An 18,522-nucleotide genomic window follows, 5' to 3' on the forward strand; every position below is an offset into this window, starting at 1 on the left:
GTAGGCATGTATCACCCTACTGAGGCATTTGTACATGTTCCCTACGATGGTTTTACCATATCAGGTTCTAAGGGTATTCCTACAATTCGGTCTCTCAGCTCATGTTTGAGCTCCCCTACATTACTATTCAACGTTCATTATAACAGCTATAGCATCGTTATACTATGGCATTTTATGATAGACTGCGCGGATAGCACCGTCTGTTTTTGGATCTACTTTAAAGGAACCATTGGATAGGCGATCATTTTTCGGTAAATCGCCCATCGCAATTTCTTCTTGATGTTTTTCAGTTTCAATAACGAGTAGTGCTTCTTTGCGGTCTTTTTCGACAGCTACAATTTGGTGAGGGTTGGATTTTAATATGCTTAGGATTTGTACACCACGTTTAGCACGGTTGCTTGTGGTAACTTCTTCGATGCCCATTTTTTTAACTGCCCCACGCTGCGTTACGATAATTAAACGTTCGTTGGCATCTACAGTATCTGCCCAAATAACACGCTCGTCTTTTAATGTCATACCTTTAACCCCACCAGTACGTAAGCCCGTTGGCGGTACTTCGTCTACACGGAAGCGCAGTGCTTGTCCTTCTGTTGTGACAAGTGTTACCTCGTCTTTATCCGTTACAATAAAGGCTGCCATCATAGCATCCTCTTTTTTAACATTCATTGTTTTTAACGCACGTGAGTAGCGCGAAACTTTATAATCTGCTACTACGGTACGCTTAACTTGCCCCGCTTCGGTCACGGTCATCATAAAGTCAGTAGTACTATCCATTGACGCAAAGCCATGTACAGCAATAATTTCTTCTTCAGCTTCAAGTGGTACGATACTTGAAATATGCTGTCCGAGGTCCTTCCAACGAATGTCAGGTAGCTCATGTACAGGTTGGTAAATATATTGCCCGCGGTTGGTAAATAGCAGTAAGTGATGTTGCGTGTTCATTGGTTGTTCAAAGAGCGCATAATCCGACTCTTTCATCGCCAAATCTTTACCGCTTGATGCACTATATGAACGCGGCGAAGTCCGCTTAATATAACCATCCTTCGTTACACTTACAATGACTTCCTCACTTGGTACTAGTACGTCGAGCGTTACTTCTAGCTCTTCGATTTTAGCTTGTAGTAAAGAGCGGCGTGGCTCAGCAAATTGTTTTTGCGTAGCTTTTAACTCACGTCGAATGACAGCGATAAGCTTGGCAGGGCTTTGTAAAATACCCTCTAATAGCGCGATTTCTTTTTGTAATGCCTCATGCTCTGCACGTAGCTCTGTAATATCTGTATTCGTTAAACGATAAAGTTGTAAGCTAACGATTGCTTCAGCTTGCGCCTCAGAGAAATCGAATGCGTCCATGATGCCCTGTCGTGCGTCTCGTTTATCCTTAGAGGCACGAATTTTCGCAATCACTTCATCTAAAATCGATAATGCTTTGATTAACCCTTCTACGAGATGCATACGTTTGTTAGCACGCGCTAAATCAAACGTAGCACGACGTTTAACGACTTCCTTTTGGTGCTCAATATAAGCATCCAATAACAGTGGTAACGTCATCATTGTAGGACGACGACGGTGAATGGCAATCATATTAAAGTTATACGTCACTTGAAGGTCCGTAATTTTTAATAAATAATTTAAAATCCCTTGTGCGGGGATATCTTTTTTTAGTTCAATCACGACACGTAGCCCTGTGCGGTCAGATTCGTCACGGATTTCGGCAATGCCATCTAATTTTTTGTCGAGGCGTTGCTCATCAATACGCTTTACGAGATTAGCTTTATTAACATCATACGGTAACTCAGTTACAACGATTTGTTCTTTGCCACCTTTTAATTGCTCAATCGCAGTTTTGGCACGTACGACAATTTTGCCGCGCCCTGTTTCGTAGGCTTTTTTAATACCATCTGTACCTTGGATAATACCGCCCGTCGGGAAGTCTGGCCCTTTAATTACCGTCATTAGCTCATCAACAGTTACCTTAGGGTTATCTAGGCGCATAAGTACGGCTTCTATAGCTTCAAACAAGTTATGCGGTGGAATGTCAGTTGCATACCCCGCCGAAATCCCCGTTGAGCCATTTACTAATAAGTTAGGGAAGCGCGCAGGTAATACGGTTGGCTCTGTATCTTGGTCATCAAAGTTAGGTACAACATCAACCGTATCTTTCGTAATATCTCGCAGTAGTTCACCTGCGATAGAAGAAAGACGCGCTTCTGTATAACGCATAGCTGCGGCAGGGTCACCATCAACGGAACCGTTATTACCGTGCATTTCAATTAACATATGACGTGCCTTCCAGTCTTGGCTCATACGCACCATTGCCTCATAAACGGAGCTGTCACCGTGTGGGTGATAGTTACCAATAACATTACCAACGGTTTTAGCTGATTTACGGAAAGGCTTGTCTTGTGTGTTGCCTTCAGTATGCATCGCATATAAAATACGACGCTGTACAGGTTTTAACCCGTCACGTGCGTCAGGTAGCGCACGCTCTTGAATAATATATTTACTATAGCGACCAAAACGGTCACCCATTACTTCTTCTAACGGTAAATCTTGAAATTTCTCTTGCATAATTAGTCCTCCTCACTAATGAATTCGTTTTCGAGAATATTGGCATCGTCTTCCATACCAAAATCTACGTTAGCTTCAATCCATTTACGGCGAGGCTCTACTTTATCACCCATTAATGTCGTTACGTGACGCTCTGCGCGTGCGCCGTCTTCGATACGTACACGAATTAATGTACGTGTTGCAGGGTTCATTGTAGTGTCCCATAGCTGCGGTGCATTCATTTCACCTAAACCTTTATAACGCTGAATGACGTAGCCTTTACCAATGCGTGCAATGGCCTCTTCTAAGTCGCGTTCTGTCCAAGCGTACTCAAAAACCTCTTTTTTGCCTGAACCTTTACTGATTTTATAAAGGGGTGGCAGTGCAATATATACTTTACCTGCTTCCACTAATGGGCGCATATAGCGGTAAAAGAACGTTAATAATAATACTTGAATGTGCGCCCCGTCAGTATCGGCATCGGTCATAATCACAACTTTATCGTACGCTGCATCATCTATCGAAAAATCACTACCTACGCCTGCACCGATGGTATGAATAATTGTGGCAATTTCTTCGTTTTTCATAATATCTTCAAGCTTAGCTTTTTCGGTGTTAATGACTTTACCACGCAGTGGCAAAATCGCTTGGAAAGTACGGTCACGCCCTTGTTTTGCGGAGCCACCTGCTGAGTCACCCTCAACTAAATATAGCTCGTTTTTTGCCGCATTTTTTGATTGTGCAGGTGTTAATTTACCTGACAAGAGCGTTGACTTTTTATTTTTCTTGCCGCTTCGTGCATCCTCACGTGCCTTACGTGCTGCCTCGCGTACTTGTTGCGCACGAATCGCTTTACGTACCAATGAAGCGGATAACTCGGCGTTTTCTTCGAGTACGTATAGTACTTGCTCCGCTACTACCGTATCTACGGCAGAGCGTGCCTCAGATGTACCTAATTTACTTTTAGTTTGCCCTTCAAACTGCAAAATCCCCTCAGGAATACGTACAGATACAATAGCACATAAGCCTTCGCGAATATCAGCACCGTCAAGATTTTTGTCCTTATCCTTCAATAAGCCAATTTTACGCGCGTATTCGTTAAACACACGTGTCATCGCCGCTTTTGCGCCTGTTTCGTGAGTACCACCGTCGCGTGTACGCACATTATTAACAAAAGATAAAATGGTTTCGGCATAGCCATCGTTATACTGGAAGGCAAACTCTACCTCGATCGCATGATGCTCGCCCTCAACGTAACGCACAGGGTGCAACGTATCTTTTTCTTCGTTTAAATATTCGACAAAGGCTTCAATACCATTTTCGTAGAAAAACACTTCATGCTTAACCTCGTCGCCACGCTCATCAATAAGCTCAATTTTTAAGCCCTTTAATAAAAAAGCTGACTCGCGTAAGCGCTCTGCTAGCGTATCATAGTTATATTTCGTCGTTGAAAAAATGCTGTCATCTGGTAGGAAGTGAATGTTCGTACCTGTTTCACGCGTCTTACCTTTGATTTCAAGCGTAGTGGCAGGCTTACCACCGTTTTCGAAACGTTGCTCGTAAATTTGCCCATCGCGGTAAATGGTAACCGTTAAAAAACGAGATAGTGCATTTACAACTGACGAACCAACGCCATGTAAACCACCACTCGTTTTATAGCCGCCTTGACCAAATTTACCACCTGCATGTAATACCGTTAAAATAATTTCTGGTGTAGGCTTACCTAATTTATGCATACCAACAGGCATCCCGCGTCCATAGTCACGCACACTGATGCTTTGGTCATTATGAATTGTTACTACGATGCGATTACCGAAGCCAGCAAGCGCCTCATCGACCGAGTTATCTAAAATTTCGTATACGAGGTGATGAAGTCCACGGTTATCCGTCGAACCTATGTACATACCTGGGCGTTTTCGTACGGCCTCAAGCCCCTCTAATACTTGAATATCATCATCACTATAATTATTTGTCAAAAAAATCCCTCCAAAAGAGAACATTCGTTCTTGTTGAATCCTACAATTAATCGTAATCCCTCAATGACCATTAGTCAATGAAAATCCGTATACCGCCACTATTTTAGCAAAAATCTCTGCAAGAAGTTACACTTATCACCTTTTCATAATGCCATCCGTAGCTTACAATAGATTTTAGTACCACGTCATAATAAAGGAGTTTTCTATGGTAAACACGATTCTTGTACTACTTAGTGCATATCTCATCGGCTCAATCCCATCAGGTTTATGGATTGGACGATTGTTTTTTAATACGGACATACGCGAACATGGTAGCGGTAATTTAGGCGCTACGAATACATTTCGTACACTCGGCAAAAAGGCTGGGCTTGTGGTCACTATTATGGATGTCCTCAAAGGGACGGCTGCTGTACTCTTACCCCTTATTCCGTTCTTCGCAAACACAGGCGTTCACCCACTCATTTTAGGTATTATCGCAGTAACTGGGCATATGTTCCCTGTATTTGCAGGTTTCCGCGGTGGTAAAGCAGTTGCTACATCAGCTGGTGTGGTGTTAGGTTATGCCCCTATTTTGTTTGCTATTTTGTTTGTTGTATTTTTTACAACGCTCAAATTATCTAAAATTGTGAGCCTTACCTCTATGGTAGCCGCTTCAGTCGCTTTAATTTACAGTATCGTTTATTATTTTGTTACAGGCGATTATGCGCTGTTCATTTTAATTTTCTTTTTGTTTAGCTTTATTATGTACCGTCACCGCGCCAATATTCAGCGCATTAAAGACGGCACAGAACCAAAAGTCAAATGGCTATAGGAGTGAGAGCATGCAAATTATTGTAACAGATGAGGCCGTAAAATGGTTTATTGAAGAAATGGAAGTTGAAGCGGGCGACACGATTCGTTTTTATGCACGCTACGGTGGATCAAGTCCCTTTCACGAAGGTTTTTCGCTTGGTATGACGCGTGATGAGCCTGTACATGCAGGTGTAACAAAGCAAGTTGATGACATTACGTACTTTATTGAGCAGGATGACTTATGGTTTTTTAATGACCATGATCTCCATGTATCTGTAAATACCGCGCTAGATGAGCTAGCGTATGCTTATAAATAACCAAACAAAAAGTAAAACGTGATACGCTCACGTTTTACTTTTTTTATGCCCAGTCGTACGGTGTTAGCTGGTACACATAGTAGTTTAACCAGTTCGAAAATAAAAGATGGGTATGGGCACGCCATGTATTTTGCGGTGTACGTGTTGGGTCATCATTTGGGAAGTAGTGTGCAGGTACTTGCGGATGCATGCCCTTCTCTACATCACGCGCATACTCCTCAGCTAAGGTATGTGCATCATACTCTAAATGCCCTGTTACCATAATATTGCGGTGGTTTTTAGAAGCTACAATAAATACACCTGCTTCATCAGAGTAGGACAATAGCTCAAGCGCTGGGTGGTTGCGTACTTCATCGATAGAAACAGATGTATGGCGAGAATGCGGTGCTGTGAAATGGTCACTAAAGCCACGCACTAAGTCATGGGTAAAATCTGTAATAACATGGTCATAAACGCCTGAGCACTTTTCTTCTAGCTCATACTTACCAATGCCGTAATAGTGGTAGAGTGCAGCTTGTGCGCCCCAGCAAATGTGCAGTACGCTTGTAACATTCGTCTCTGACCAATCCATAATTTGCTGCATCTCTGGCCAGTAATCCACATCTTCAAAGGCAAATTTTTCGACAGGTGCGCCTGTAATAATCATGCCATCATAGCGCTTATGCTTAATAGCATCAAATGTGGTATAAAAGGCATCTAAATGCGATTTACTAATATTTTTTGACACATAGGTCGCCGTATTTAAAAAGGTAATGTTCACCTGAAGCGGTGTATTGCCTAGCAAGCGCAACAACTGTAGCTCCGCCTTCTCCTTTTCGGGCATTAAATTTAAAATGATAATATTTAATGGGCGTATCTCCTGTGTAGAAGCACGGTCTGCCTCCATAGCAAAGATTTTTTCCGCACGAAGGTGCTCACCGACAGGCAAATTTTTAGGGATGTTTATTGGCATTATGCAGTCTTCCTCTCCTAAGTAATAAAAAAACCCTCATTCTTTTAGAGAATGAGAGTAAGGTTGTTTGCTCTCTTATCTCATAGGAATTAGCACCTTTCTTGCCTAGGCAAGAGGTTGCTGAAGCGTCGTAGGGCCTTTCCCTCGGCTTCTCTCGATAAGAATATTTAGATTATTGCTATAATAGCATGCAGGGTATTTTATTGCAATGCATAGCTTTATGCGTAAATTTGTGGTAGCATATACCTTTAGTAAAGAATGAGGACGTGAAAAAATGATTAAAATTGAATTACCAAAACCAGACTTAGTAATTCGTCAACGCGAGCAAAAATTGCAAGACGGTGATGTAGAAATTACACCAATCTATGGCTTCATTGATTTAGATAAAATTACACGCGAAAAAGGCGGTATTTTTATGTTCTTCAATAAAGAAAACGATTTATTATTTGTAGGTAAAGCACGTAAATTACGTCAACGCATTAAAAAGCATTTTAATGACAATGGCTTAATGGTGAAGCACCGTGACGAAATTCACAAAATTGAAGTGTTTGAAGTTGAAACACCAATGGATCGTGAAATTTACGAAACGTATGCGATTAACACGCTACAAGCAAAATATAATATTGATAAAGTATTTTATCGCGATTAAGATGTCCTCTAAGGGCATCTTTTTTTGCAGAAAGAAGGGTATAAGATGATTGCTAAGCTAAATGTCTTTCTTCAAAAATATATTGCCATTTTAACGCCGCTTAGCTTAATTATAGGTGTGATGGTACATCAAGTAGGCGAACAACTATTATTTATGGTGCCGTTATTATTTGCCTTTATGACTTTTGTTGGTAGCCTTGGTATGCGCGCGCGTGATATTAAAGTATTTGCACGCTACCCTAAAACCATTTTACTCAGTATTGTTTTTTTACATATTTTAATGCCACTTTGGGCGTATATTATTGCTACAACGCTCTTTAACGATGCTATGCTAACAGTTGGTTTTGTAATGGCGGTAGCTGTACCAACAGGGGTAACGAGTGTGATTTGGGTATCTGTTTGTAAAGGTAATCTACCGCTTGCACTGGCGATTATTTTGATTGATACATTGCTTGCACCTATTATTATGCCAGGGTTGTTACACATTACTGTAGGCGAAACGATTAGTGTGGATACGATGGGGCTGCTAGTTGATTTATTATGGATGATTGTGTTGCCAACGCTGCTTGGGATTATCTTAAACGAAGTGACCAAAGGGCGCATTCAACAAAAGTGGTCGCCTACACTTGCACCTTTTTCGAAATTAGCACTCTTTGCAGTGGTGTTGATTAATGGTAGTGCGATTTCGCCGTATATTAAAGAACCAACATGGGAGCTTGTTGGTATTATTGCTACGGTATTTGTTGTATCTGTTACAGGGTATACGTTTGCTTATTTGCTGGGGCGTTTGCTCTATAAAAAGCAAACGGATGTGGCGACGACCTTTATGTTTATTGGCGGTATGCGTAATATTTCCGTTGGTGTGGTCATTGCGACGAGTTACTTCCCTGCTAAAGTGGCGATGCCAGTAGTGTTTGGTATGTTGTTTCAGCAAGTATTGGCTTCGAGTTTTAGTAAACTCACTAAAAAATAGGATGCCGCGTGGGCATCCTATTTTTTTAATTCTTCTTTTACAAACTTTTCAAAAAGTCCTTTGATTTCGTCAATTGGGATATTGTTTTTCATATAGCTTTCGACATCGAGATTTTCGTCTTGTAGCTTAGCGAGTGCTACGCGGTAACTAATTTCGGAAACCGTTAAGCCTAACGCGATTGTAATAGAAGTAGCGACAGAGCCGTTAATCATACCACCAGCAATAGTCCCTACACCTGGAATGAACTTTAATACTTGTGCAACTAGGTAGCGACCAAGTTGGCTAACAATCTCGCCAATACCAAGCGTGCCGATTAAGTTTTCGAAGTTGCCAAATAGCCCGTCTAAGCCGTAGCCCTTTAGCACACGGTTAATCATAACACCCTGATTGGCAAGCAAAATCGGACCATCCGCAAAGGGAATGGGTGTAAAACCTACGCCAAAGGATACTGTAGCGTGCTGACGAATGGCTTTATTAATTTCGCTACGCTTTAGCTCAACATTCACTTGCTGCGCGCGTAAAAACGAAAAGCGTACTGCTGTGTCGAGATGGTTATATGTCCACTCCATTAGCTTAGGTAGCTGAAGCGGCATTTTTTGCGATACTACAAAACTCGCAAAACCTTCATCCGCAACAACTTTCATTAACGCATCTACTGTTTCGACAGAGGCAATATCGCCTTTAGTAAACACTACACAAACGGGTTTGTTTGTAGCACGGAATTTTTTTAACATCGCAATATCCATCGGTGTAATACGATGCCCACTTGCTGGGATGCAGTACCATACCATATGGATTTGTTGCTCAATATGCTTTGTAGCATCCTTCATATAGCCTTCCATTTCGGCTATAAAGCGCTCATGCTCCTCTGTTGCAACCTCGTAACCTTTGGTATCAAATAACGTAATCGGAAAATCCTCAACTTCGTACTTCGTTGTTGCCTGTGTTACAGGTGTACCTACACCTGTAGCCGCAAAGTCTACACCAAATACATGGTTAACAAGCGTACTTTTACCACTGCCTGTTGCCCCTACGACTAATATATTAGTCTTGCCCTGTTCCTCTAAAAAGCCTTCCATCGCTTTTTCTACTGCTTGATTAACAATAACATCACTTGTTTTTACCAAATCGAATCCCTCCTAAAAAGCGGCGTTTTTGTGTTGGTGCTTGGTAGTATGTACGTATGGCATCAATAACACGCTCGCGACCAAAGCTAGTGCTTGCTGTACCGTCAAAATAGCGCTCTGCCTTACTATTTACGGCTATTGTACGACATGGTATAAGCTGTGCCATATCATAAATTTGTTGCTGTGTTAGTGTGTTTGCCTTTGTTAATACAGCAATCACAGGTAAGGTTTGTGTCATTTCAGTTATGATGTGCTGATCCGTTGCCTGTACGCGCGCTGTGCTTGCATCAATGCAATACAACACAAGGTCAATGCTATGATTTTTTTGAAATTTGTTAAAGGATTTCTGCCATTCTGCTAAGCGCCCTTGCTCAATGCCCCATGCGTCGGTAATGGTTACTACCATATCTTCTATCTTGGTATCTAGCGCATGAAAGCCTTTCTCTGTTACAGGCAATCCTGCGCCTGTTGCGCGAAGCGGCTCATTGGTGAGGTAATTAATGAGCTCAGACTTCCCCACACCTGTTTGTCCAAGCACTACAATATGGAAGTGTTGTTGCTTTGCCATCCAATCCCTCCTATAGACTTTCGTAAGATTAAGGCAGGCCATCTACTCCTAAATGCCCCTCTCCCTCTACTGTTAAACATATAATGAATGGCGCTAAAAGTAAACGTTTGGCTATGGACTTTTATCAGTTGTTTCTCAATTGTGTTGATAATGATTTTCATTTGCGTTAAGGTAGAGGCAGAACAGATTGCGGTATTACTAGGAGGACAACAACATGGAAAACATGAAGGATATTACAATTATTGGCGGCGGCCCTGCAGGGATGTTTGCTAGTTTTTATAGCGGTTTACGAGGTATGAGCGTACGAATTGTGGAGTTTCAAGATAAATTGGGTGGTAAAATGCACGTTTACCCCGAAAAAATCATTTGGGATATTGGTGGTGTAGCACCTAAACCATGTTATGAAGTAATCCAAGATATTGTAGCTCAAGGGTTGCACTTCTCCCCTGAGGTTAAGTTAAATGAGCGCGTAATTGATATTAAAAAGCTAGAGGAGCAACATTTTGTTGTAGAAACTGAGAGTGGTGAAGTGTTTCACTCAAAGGCAGTTATTATTGCTGTAGGTGGCGGTATTATTAAGCCAATGACGCTTGATATTGAAGGTGCAGCGCGCTATGAGGTAGCGAACCTTAATTATGTCGTGCAGTCTGTACAAAAGTATAAGGATAAACATGTGTTAATCTCTGGTGCTGGTAATGCGGCACTGGACTGGGCAGCTGATCTTGCGCCCCACGCCAAAAGCTTAACGCTTTGTTACCGTAAGGACGAGATTTCGGGGCATGAACATATGAAGGACGAGCTTGCGGCACTTGGCGTTGTAGAGAAAAAGCTAACGGCGATTAAGCAATTAGTTGGCGATGAGTGTGGTAAAAAAATCAAAGAGGTTGTGCTTGTAAGTACAGAGGATGGCACAGAAGAAGTGCTAGCAGTAGACGAAGTAATTATTAGCCACGGCTTTAACCGCGACTCTGCTTTGGTGGATAATGCGACAGTACGTTTAGCCCGCCATGATGATTTTTATATTCAAGGTCAAGGTAACGCACGTAGTTCAGTAGATGGCATTTTTGCTTGTGGTGATATTTTAAAGCATGAGGCAAAGGTACATTTAATTGCGAGCGCATTTAATGACGGCGCGAATGCGGCTAACTTAGCTAAAAAGTATATTGAGCCAGAAGCGTATGATAACGGGCGTGTATCAAGTCATAATGAAGTGTTTAAGGAAAAAAATAAAGAGGTCTTAAAAAAATACTTAGTTAATGCTTAAGCTTTAATTAGCCAGATGTCGATAAGTTAACGACATCTGGTTTTTTAAAGCGCTGTATACATATAAAAAGAGACTGACGTATGTCAATCTCTACTCTAACCAGTTTGGTTCATGTGCTACTTTATGATGGGTTGCTAAGCTCACAAGTACAAAAACGACAAGTGAACTGAGGATAGGCAGCGTTACAGTATGCATCCCAAAAATATGAGGTGCTAGTCGGTCTATCGCAATGTAGAGGGTCATCCCTGTTATCATAGAGGCGATGGCCCCGTAACGGTTAGCCTTTGGCCAATATAGCCCAAGTACTACGGACCAAATAAATACCGCTTCAAGCCCACCAAAGGCAAAAAGGTTAAGCCATACAATAAGATCAGGTGGGTTCATCGCAAAAAACACGACGGTTAAGCCAATGGTTGTTGTTACGATGAAGCTCGCCTTTTTAATTTGAGCATCACTTGCTTCAGGCTTAATGTAATTTAAGTAAATGTCTTTTACTACAGTCGAGCTAACTAAAATGAGTAGCGCATTTACGGTAGACATCGTTGCTGCCATAGGAGCCGCAAGTACAAAACCTGCAACAGCTGGCGGTAGTACTTTGAGTGTAAGAAGCGGCATTACCTTATCGCCAATTTCCACACCTGGTAATACAGGGCGCGCAAGTACACCTATTAAATGCATACCAAACATAATTGTACCAATAGCAATTGTGCCAATTAAAATTGCGCTATGCATACTTTTAGCATCTTTATAACTCATCGCACGTACCGCAATTTGAGGTAGCCCCACTACGCCCACCCCAATTAAAATCCAAAAGGTGGATACATATAACGGAGTTAGTTCACCTTCTGCTCCGTAAGGCGAAATAAAGTTAGGGTTTTCGGCAACGAGGGCACTCATGATCGCGTCAATACCACCACCCGCAATAATCGTACCAATGAGTAAAATTACCGTACCAATGACCATAATGGAGCCTTGTACGGCATCTGTTAATGCTACGGCTCTAAAACCACCAATAACGACATAGATAAGTACGGAGCTAGCGAAAATAAAGAGTGCGGTTGTATAGCTAAGACCTGTTAATGATTCGATTAAGCGCGCACCGCCTACCCACTGTGCCATCATAGATGAAAATAAAAAGACAATAATCGCAATTGCGGACATAATGACAATGAAATCACTTTTATAACGTACACGTAAAAAGTCAATTAAGGTAATGGTTTGAAACTTGCGCGCAATAATCGCAAATTTTTTACCAAGTACCATTAAAACAAAGTAGCCTGCGGGTAGCTGTGCCATCGCTAACAACACCCAGCCTAAGCCTTTGGTATACGCTACCCCAGGCCCGCCAATAAAGCTACTTGCGCTACCATAAGTGGCAATCATCGTCATGGCTAAAATAAAGCCACCCATTTCGCGTCCACCTAAAAAATATTCCTGTAAAAAGGAGTCAGTCGTGCGTACCTTGCGATTGGCCCAAATGCCAATCATAAATATTACAATAAGAAAAAGGACGAGTGGTACAATGACTTGCCAATGAATCATTGTGCATCCTCCTCATCATCAAATGGTACATCTTTAAAAAAGACTTTAATAACAAACCATAATAGTACTATCATAAAAATCGTGCCTGCCATGCAGCTATAAAAAAACCAAGCAGGGAAGCCTAGTACATAGCTGTACGCTGTTGGATCGCCACTCCCTAGCCCATAAGCAAAGCCAAACCAAATGGCAAAGTTAATCACAACTAGCCCTACCCCAATAAGCGCCTCACGATTAGCCACTTTAAATCGTTTATCCTGCAAAACATCCCCCTCCTTATTTGTTTATTGTACTAATAAGGGAGGGCAAAGAAAAGAGCCACTTCACAAAGGAAGCGGCTCTTGGTAGTTAACGTGCAACGCGTTGACTAAATGATTGCAAGAATTTATTAGTACGGTTTGAAGAAGAACCAATAACTCCATAGTCTGGCGCAAGGTATATTTTAATAGCATTTAATGAACCATTGTTATTTAAAGTTGTTTCTTGAATAACAACTACATTATCAAATGTTGTTTTTCCTACTTTAATGGTAGCGTTAGTTTCAAGTACTTCGATTTTTTCGTTTGAATAACCATTAGATCTTAACGTATCACGCTTCACACCTATTGTGAAAGGGTGAGGAATAAATGTCCCTATACCAGTGTTTGGTATACCATAAGCCCATTGTCCATCACGTACGTTATATACGCGCTTCCCAACTTCAGACCCTTGATAGCTTTTCCAAAAAGTCTCTACAATATTATCTCTTCCGCTATTATTAGACTCAAAGACAAGGCGTTCTTGAGAAGATGAGCCTGTATCGTAATAGTACGTATAAGATGGGTTAGGCGTATAAGTATCCTTTTTTAATGTCATAGCACGTGCTAAAAAGGCTGAGAAGTGTGCGCGTGTTAATATTTTATTTGGTTGGAAACTCATATCATTATAGCCATGTGTATACCCTGTCGCTACTTGATTCATTGATACTAATTGAATATAGCGATAAAAAGGGTTGCTTTGATTGACATCTTTATACGTAACGGAGTTTTGTGCAATAGACTTTAGGTCAAAGGCTTCCGCTAGTATTTTAGCCATAAAGGCACGTGAGATGTAAGAGTCAGGTTTAAAGTAAGGCGCGTCACTAAAAATACCTGCTGTATAAAGTGCTGCGATGTCTTCGTAATAAGGGTGGTTACGGCTAACGTCCTTATAGTTAGGGTGTTTTAAATTATTTTTTGGTAAATCGAGTGCTTTAGCCATCATTTTCGCAATATGCTTTTTTTGAATGAAAAGATTCGGCTTAAACGTACCGTCTTGATAACCTCCAATCACACCTTGCTGAACAAGGTAATCAATTTCAATTTTTAATGAATGGTTAGTCGGTATGTCTTTAAAGTTACTCGCACTAGCAGGTGTTACAGTTAAAGCAAAGGCTAGTAAGAAGGCTAGCACTGCCCCGTATAATTTCTTCATGTTCATCCTCCTAAAATTTATTTTCTTTACCAATTTATGATATCTGATTTACGCATAAAAAAACAGCCCCTCACAAAGAAGGGGACTGTTTGACTAGTTCATAAAAGGTAGTGCGGTGCTCATAGCCCTGGCGTTGGTACATATTACGCGGGGTATCGTCAGCATCTGCCACTAAAAAAATCACGTGAAATGGGTATTTAGTTTCGATAAAGTGCTGTATGGTACTACCAATGCCACGACGCTGATACGCAGGCTTAACAAAAAATTGATCAAGCTCAGCTATTGTATCTTGTACAATCAGCTCCACTGCACCAACCGCTTCGTTATCAAGGTAAGCGATAACAGCTGTTAACTCTTGCGTTGTAAGCACACGGCGTAGCAGCTGTCACGTTCCTTAGCGTATTGTTCGCCAAAAGCAAGTGCATCCTCATATTTAATACGTAAAAAGTCAGCCTGCGTTGTAGTGTCAACGAAGCGTACTTCTACGGCTTCATTTACTCTAAATTGCGGTGCAACGAGCTCATACACCTCTAACTCGCCTAGTGTAAAGCCTGCTAAACTTGGGACATTTACTTCAGGTGCAAATACAAATTTAGCATGTGCTTGTGTTTGTAGTTGTTCTGCAGCCAGTGCTTCTAACGTGGGTATACTTATATTTTCTTTAATGAGCATACCGTTACTATCGAAGCGGCTGGGCATTTCGTTGTCTATAAAGCGGTTATAGCGCGCTGTACAAGTTGTAACAGTGCCATAGCGATTAACGGACCAAAAATCAATCATGTTTTTCACCTGCCTGTAGCTTGTACATTTCGGCATAGCGTCCATCAAGAGCAAGTAGCGCTTGATGTGAGCCACTCTCTACGATTTCGCCAGCTTCTAGTACAAGTATTTTATCCGCTTGCTTAATGGTAGATAGACGGTGGGCAATCACAAATGTCGTGCGCCCTTGTTTTAGTACATCCATCGCATGCTGAATAATTTGTTCGGTTTCAGTATCAATATTAGACGTTGCCTCATCTAATATTAAAATCGCAGGGTCAAAGGCAAGTGCACGCGCAAAGGAAATTAACTGGCGTTGCCCTGCTGAAAGCGTACTGCCCTTTTCGATTACAGGTTCGTCTAAACCATTTGGTAAAGTCTGAATTACACGCTCGCCACCTACTGCTGTTAGTGCTGCTTCGATTTTGTCACGCGTAATGCGTGGGTCATTTAAGCTAATATTAGACGCAATCGTGCCTGTAAATAAATACGGGTCTTGTAATACAATGCCCATATGTTGGCGGATGGCTTGGCGTGAGCTTGCTGTAATTGGCTTACCATCAATCGTAATTTGCCCCTTGGTAGGGTCATAAAAACGAAAGAGCACATTCATAATAGAGCTTTTACCTGAGCCTGTATGTCCTACAAGTGCCACTGTTTCACCTTTTTTTGCTTCAAAGGTAATATCTTTTAAGACGTATTCGGGTTCGTTGTAGGCAAACCATACGTGGTCAAAGCGTACATTACCTTCATAGCGCGGTAACTTTGTGTCATCTACTGCCTCGCCTGTTTCGTCAAGGAGCTCAAATACACGCTCAGCCGAAACTTTAGCCTTCTCTAAATGAGGTAGCTGATTAACAATCCCCATCACAGGGCTAAAAATACGCGTAATATAATCCACAAAAGCGTATAGTAAACCAACAGAAATGGCGCTCTCAGCTCCTAGTGCTTGATTACCAAAGTAAATAATAAACGCCATTAAAGTGAGTGATTGTAACGTATCTACCAAGTTATGTGAAGTGGCTGAGTCAAGTATTAGGAGCTTATTTTGGTAGCGGAAGTGCTCCTCATTACTGTCCTCAAACTCTTTTAGCATTTTTTCTTCTTGCCCGAAAGCTTGAATGACCGTCATACCTTGAATGGCTTCATTAATACGTGCGTTCATATCACTAAGCTTACTGCGTACGATATAGTTATACTTAGATGCAATTTTGCGGTAAAGCACTATCCAAACAAGTAAAACTGGGATAAGCAGTAGCGCAATCATTGCCATGCGCCAATCTAAAATAAAGAGCGCAATATAAATGCCAATGATCGTCATGCCACTTGCCGCAAAGTTAGCGAGCACTGTGACAAATAAGTTACGTATGGTCTCCGTATCATTCGTAATACGAGATACTACCTTCCTGCTGGTAAATTATCAAAATAACGAATCGGTAAAGTTTGAACATGCTCATATACATCATTACGGATTGTTTGCACAATACGATTTGCGCCCTTTTGTAGTAGCAACGCTTGAAAGTAGCGGAAGATAGCGGCAATAATAGCTAAGCCGAAAAACAGCCCAAGTAGCATAATTAACGGTCTTGCTTGTATTGTCGTAGCATCCACGATATGTTCGTCAATAATTTTTTTTGCAATAAATGGTCCTGATACATCCGCTGCAACGGCAATCAGTAATAAAAAAATACCGAGTAGTAATGTGTTTTTATACAGAAGGGCGTACTTGATTAAACGCTGTGTCGTTGTCATGACGTCACCTCCCCTAGTTGCTGGCGGTCATATTGGTCTTTATACCAACCACCTAGCGCAAGCAGTGATGCATGTGTGCCCTGCTCTATAATTTTGCCATCCTCTAGTACGATAATGGTATCTGCGTGTTGGATGGCAGAAAGACGGTGCGTAACGATGATTGTTGTTTTATGCGCACGCACCTCACGAATATTAGTAATAATACGTGCTTCGGTTTTAGCATCTACTGCTGAAAGCGCGTCATCTAATAATAAAATCTCTGGCTCACGAATTAAAGCACGTGCAATAGAAATCCGTTGCTTTTGCCCGCCTGATAACGCTACACCCTTTTCACCTACGCGCGTGTACATGCCTTCAGGTAAACGCTCAACATCTTTGTCAAAGTCTGCTAGGCGCACAGCTTCCTGTAGTTCTTCCTCTGTAGCAGAAGGTTTACCAAATAAAATGTTTTCACGTACGGTACGTGAAAATAGCACATTGCTTTGTGGTACATAACCAATCAAATCACGTACTTGTGATTTAGCGTAGGCTTCAATTGTATGGTTACCAAAGGCAAGGTCACCACTGCCCTTTGGGTACTCACGTAGTAGCTGTTTAACAAATGTACTTTTACCACTGCCTGTTTTACCTACAACGCCAATGGTTTCGCCACGTGCGATACGCAAATTAATAGCCGCTAAGTTTACACGGTCAGATTGTGGATAGGTAAACGCAAGGTTAGTAAAATCAATCGTTTGTGGTGCACCTGTTAGGATAGTGTCCATTGGGTCAACGACTACTTCTTTAGTGTTGAGGGTTTCCTCTACACGGTCAAGTGAGGCATTGCCCATTTGCATAACATTAATAAGCTCACCAATCGCAAACATTGGCCATACGATCATGCCAAGGTAAACGTTAAACATCACAAGTCCACCAACGGTCATTTCACCACGAGAAACGAGTACTGCCCCGTAGCCAAGCCCAATCATATAACTAAGTGTCGTGACAATTTTAGTAAGCGGGTTAAATAGCGCCTCAATACGCTTAACCTGAATATTTTTTTGGTATACATCCTCCGTCATTTGGGCAAATTGCGCTTCCATGTCACGCTCTTGTACGTAGGCACGTACAACGCGCACGCCCTCAACTGCTTCTAGTACACCATCATTCATTTCACCAAACGCTGCTTGTGCCTTCATATAGCGCTCGTGTATTTTTTTACCTAGCACCTTCATCGCAAACGCTAAGATAGGTAGTGGTAAAATCGCGAGTAATGTTAGCTTCCATGACACCATAAGCCCCATCGTCACAATAATCGTTAATAAATAAATGGTGGAGTCTGCGAGCGTTAAAATCCCAAAGCCTGCCGTATCAGCTACTGCAGTCAAATCATTTGTAGCACGCGCCATTAAGTCCCCTGTACGATTTTTTTCGTAAAAAGAGGGCGTCATCGCTAAAAATTTTTTCATTAAGCGTGAGCGGTATTGCTTCTCTAAGCTGTTAGCCCCGCTAAATAATTGGTATTGCCACACAAAGCTCACACTATACATCACAATAATTGCCATACCTAAAATGACAATTTGTTGTGTTAAATATCCTTGTGTCAGTGTACCTTGATGAATGGCATCTACCGTTTTACCTACCAATAAGGGTGGTAGTATCCCTAAAACGTTGGCAATACAAAGTAGTAATACGGCGATCGTATACTTTTTCCATGAGGCTTTGTAAAACCAACTGAGCTTCCTTAATACTTCAAACATACATTTGCTCCTTCACTAACCGTCGTCTGTAGATTCCTTTTGTAATGTTTTACGTTGTACTGTGATGTTCATAACACGCACTCCTTCTCTTATTTTTAGCATTATTCCGAAAAAACG

At 41.6% G+C, this 18,522-nt stretch carries 16 protein-coding genes, 1 pseudogene and 2 riboswitches; of the genes and pseudogenes, 5 read left to right on the forward strand and 12 right to left on the reverse strand.

What is annotated here, in order from left to right; translation table 11 throughout:
* Positions 1 to 21 precede the first annotated feature (21 nt).
* Positions 22 to 127: riboswitch (TPP riboswitch) on the reverse strand.
* Positions 128 to 162: 35 nt separating this feature from the next.
* Together parC and parE are read right to left on the reverse strand one after the other, a co-directional pair.
* Positions 163 to 2,568, reverse strand: coding sequence for a DNA topoisomerase IV subunit A (parC, locus tag CH76_RS07535; protein ID WP_036144865.1), 2,406 nt, complete (start codon positions 2,566 to 2,568; stop codon positions 163 to 165).
* Between the two features lie 2 nt (positions 2,569 to 2,570).
* The gene (gene parE / locus CH76_RS07540; RefSeq protein ID WP_304412723.1) at positions 2,571 to 4,523 is read right to left on the reverse strand and encodes a DNA topoisomerase IV subunit B; all 1,953 of its coding nucleotides are present in this window, start codon (positions 4,521 to 4,523) and stop codon (positions 2,571 to 2,573) included.
* 205 nt (positions 4,524 to 4,728) lie between these two features.
* On the opposite strand from parE, the gene plsY reads away from it, so the two are divergent.
* Together plsY and CH76_RS07550 are read left to right on the forward strand one after the other, a co-directional pair.
* Positions 4,729 to 5,334 carry a glycerol-3-phosphate 1-O-acyltransferase PlsY gene (gene plsY, locus CH76_RS07545; protein WP_036144866.1) on the forward strand — a complete coding sequence of 202 codons (606 nt, stop codon included), beginning with the start codon at positions 4,729 to 4,731 and terminating at the stop codon, positions 5,332 to 5,334.
* A gap of 10 nt (positions 5,335 to 5,344) precedes the next feature.
* Positions 5,345 to 5,632: a HesB/YadR/YfhF family protein gene (locus CH76_RS07550; RefSeq protein WP_036144867.1), complete on the forward strand. Its 288-nt coding sequence runs from the start codon at positions 5,345 to 5,347 to the stop codon at positions 5,630 to 5,632.
* A gap of 43 nt (positions 5,633 to 5,675) precedes the next feature.
* On the opposite strand, the gene metA is transcribed toward CH76_RS07550, so the two are convergent.
* Complete coding sequence (gene metA / locus CH76_RS07555; RefSeq protein WP_036144868.1) at positions 5,676 to 6,584, reverse strand: homoserine O-succinyltransferase; 909 nt, start codon at positions 6,582 to 6,584, stop codon at positions 5,676 to 5,678.
* Between the two features lie 72 nt (positions 6,585 to 6,656).
* Positions 6,657 to 6,748: riboswitch (SAM riboswitch) on the reverse strand.
* A gap of 110 nt (positions 6,749 to 6,858) precedes the next feature.
* Between metA and CH76_RS07560 the strand changes: the two genes are divergently transcribed.
* Both CH76_RS07560 and CH76_RS07565 read left to right on the forward strand, forming a co-directional pair.
* Complete coding sequence (locus CH76_RS07560) at positions 6,859 to 7,233, forward strand: nucleotide excision repair endonuclease (protein WP_036144869.1); 375 nt, start codon at positions 6,859 to 6,861, stop codon at positions 7,231 to 7,233.
* 45 nt (positions 7,234 to 7,278) lie between these two features.
* A complete protein-coding gene (locus CH76_RS07565) occupies positions 7,279 to 8,205 on the forward strand; it encodes a bile acid:sodium symporter family protein (RefSeq protein WP_036144871.1) in 927 nt (308 codons plus the stop codon).
* A 17-nt stretch (positions 8,206 to 8,222) separates the two neighbouring features.
* On the opposite strand, the gene CH76_RS07570 is transcribed toward CH76_RS07565, so the two are convergent.
* Positions 8,223 to 9,332: a GTPase gene (locus CH76_RS07570; RefSeq protein ID WP_036144872.1), complete on the reverse strand. Its 1,110-nt coding sequence runs from the start codon at positions 9,330 to 9,332 to the stop codon at positions 8,223 to 8,225.
* Positions 9,316 to 9,900, reverse strand: a complete 585-nt coding sequence (locus CH76_RS07575) for a GTPase domain-containing protein (RefSeq protein ID WP_051910279.1) — start codon at positions 9,898 to 9,900, stop codon at positions 9,316 to 9,318. Before CH76_RS07575 ends, CH76_RS07570 begins: the two co-directional genes overlap by 17 nt.
* 223 nt (positions 9,901 to 10,123) lie before the next feature.
* On the opposite strand from CH76_RS07575, the gene CH76_RS07580 reads away from it, so the two are divergent.
* Positions 10,124 to 11,164: an NAD(P)/FAD-dependent oxidoreductase gene (locus CH76_RS07580; RefSeq protein WP_036144891.1), complete on the forward strand. Its 1,041-nt coding sequence runs from the start codon at positions 10,124 to 10,126 to the stop codon at positions 11,162 to 11,164.
* Between the two features lie 90 nt (positions 11,165 to 11,254).
* Here the strand turns inward: CH76_RS07580 and panF are convergent, their stop codons facing one another.
* The 7 genes and pseudogenes from panF to CH76_RS07615 form a co-directional block, all read right to left on the reverse strand.
* Entirely contained in the window at positions 11,255 to 12,703 is a 1,449-nt protein-coding gene (panF, locus tag CH76_RS07585) for a sodium/pantothenate symporter (RefSeq protein WP_200877341.1), read from the reverse strand.
* Entirely contained in the window at positions 12,703 to 12,966 is a 264-nt protein-coding gene (locus CH76_RS07590) for a YhdT family protein (RefSeq protein ID WP_036144874.1), read from the reverse strand. The genes panF and CH76_RS07590 overlap by 1 nt, the downstream gene beginning before the upstream one ends.
* An 85-nt stretch (positions 12,967 to 13,051) precedes the next feature.
* The gene (locus tag CH76_RS13480) at positions 13,052 to 14,155 is read right to left on the reverse strand and encodes an S-layer homology domain-containing protein (protein ID WP_051910280.1); all 1,104 of its coding nucleotides are present in this window, start codon (positions 14,153 to 14,155) and stop codon (positions 13,052 to 13,054) included.
* 70 nt (positions 14,156 to 14,225) lie between these two features.
* Positions 14,226 to 14,525: a GNAT family N-acetyltransferase gene (locus CH76_RS07600; RefSeq protein WP_036144875.1), complete on the reverse strand. Its 300-nt coding sequence runs from the start codon at positions 14,523 to 14,525 to the stop codon at positions 14,226 to 14,228.
* Entirely contained in the window at positions 14,504 to 14,935 is a 432-nt protein-coding gene (locus tag CH76_RS07605; RefSeq protein WP_036144876.1) for a hypothetical protein, read from the reverse strand. The genes CH76_RS07600 and CH76_RS07605 overlap by 22 nt, the downstream gene beginning before the upstream one ends.
* Positions 14,928 to 16,666, reverse strand: a pseudogene (locus CH76_RS07610) (ABC transporter ATP-binding protein). Before CH76_RS07610 ends, CH76_RS07605 begins: the two are co-directional and overlap by 8 nt.
* Positions 16,663 to 18,405 carry an ABC transporter ATP-binding protein gene (locus CH76_RS07615; RefSeq protein ID WP_036144877.1) on the reverse strand — a complete coding sequence of 581 codons (1,743 nt, stop codon included), beginning with the start codon at positions 18,403 to 18,405 and terminating at the stop codon, positions 16,663 to 16,665. Before CH76_RS07615 ends, CH76_RS07610 begins: the two are co-directional and overlap by 4 nt.
* Positions 18,406 to 18,522 lie beyond the last annotated feature (117 nt).

Source organism: Lysinibacillus sp. BF-4 (assembly GCF_000743635.1).
Taxonomy (GTDB): domain Bacteria; phylum Bacillota; class Bacilli; order Bacillales_A; family Planococcaceae; genus Metalysinibacillus; species Metalysinibacillus saudimassiliensis.